This window comes from Mesorhizobium sp. M7A.F.Ca.CA.002.09.1.1 (assembly GCF_003998555.1).
GTDB classification, from domain to species: domain Bacteria; phylum Pseudomonadota; class Alphaproteobacteria; order Rhizobiales; family Rhizobiaceae; genus Mesorhizobium; species Mesorhizobium ciceri.
In genome coordinates this window covers 1-1141 of sequence record NZ_RZRR01001273.1, presented here as the reverse complement: position 1 = coordinate 1141, position 1141 = coordinate 1, and the positions used below count along the sequence as shown (strand labels likewise).

The 1141-nt window shown below is 65.8% G+C and carries 2 protein-coding genes; both read right to left on the bottom strand.

Annotated elements, in window-relative coordinates; translation table 11 throughout:
* Positions 1–246: SDR family NAD(P)-dependent oxidoreductase (locus tag EN994_RS32455; protein WP_127308201.1), on the bottom strand; the 246-nt coding region annotated here is incomplete at its 3' end.
* Between the two features lie 13 nt (positions 247–259).
* The coding region (locus tag EN994_RS32450) for an ABC transporter permease (RefSeq protein ID WP_164746472.1) at positions 260–1141 on the bottom strand (882 nt) is incomplete at its 5' end.

The following is a 1141-nucleotide window of genomic DNA, read 5'->3' as shown; positions in this document are numbered from 1 at the left end:
GAACAGACGGTCGACGTCCTCGTCGCGCGAGACGTCGGCCTTGACCGCCGCGACCAGGTCGATCTTGCTGGGAGCAGCGGCCAGCGCCTCGTCGGAAACGTCGCAGACGACGATGCGGGCGCCGAGGCGTGACAGCGTGTCGGCTATGGCAAACCCGATGCCGCCTGCGCCCGCCGTCACCAGCACGCGCTGGCCTTTCAGCCCGGTCAAAAATTCGTCCGCCGATGCCGGCGCCCTTGTGCTCATGGTCATGTCCTTCTCATTGCAGCCGCCGTTCGCGCAGCGCCATGACGGCGCCCAGAACGACCAGTCCGTAAAGAATTGCCCTCGTGGCATAGGGAAGCGTGGTGCCGGCGAGCAGCATCTGCAGTGCCGTCAGCAACAACACGCCGCCGAGCATGCCGAGATAGTGGCCGCGCCCGCCGGTGATCAGCGCGCCGCCGACCACCACCACGGCGATCGACGGCAATAGATAGTCGTCGCCCATGCCGAGGCTCGCCTGACCCGAAAAGCCGGTCAGCATGACGCCGACAACAGCCGCGCAGACGGCCGAAAGCATGTAGACCAGGATCAGCGTGCGCTCGACGCCGATGCCCGACAAGCGCGCCGCGCGCAGCCCGTTGCCGATGCCGTAGACGCGCCTTCCGAACGGGGTGCGGCCAAGCAGGAGTACCGCTGCGACGACAAAGACGACCATCAGCAGCACGATTGGAGTCAGCAGGCCGGCGAGCTTGGCCGTCATGACCCAGCGCAGCATCGGCGAGGAAAACCCGGCCGGCGTTCCCTGCGAATAGAGCAGCGCACAGCCTTGCAGAATGCCGTTGGTGGCGAGCGTCATGACGATCGGCGAGATGCCGAGATAGACGATGCCGAAACCATTGGCGAAGCCGATGGCGCAGGCCATCACCAGGACGACCGGCAAGGCGTAGACAAGGGCGGCGTCGGAGCCGTTGACCATGCCCGCCAGGATGATGCCGGAGATGCCGATCGTCCACGGCACGGAGAGATCGAGGCCTCCGGTCAGGATGACGGTTCCCTGTCCGAGCGCCAGGACGGCTAGGAAGGAGGATAGCACCAGCAGCGAATTCCAATAGCCCGGATTGAGGATGGCGCGGCCGAGCCAGATCTGGGTGACAAGCAC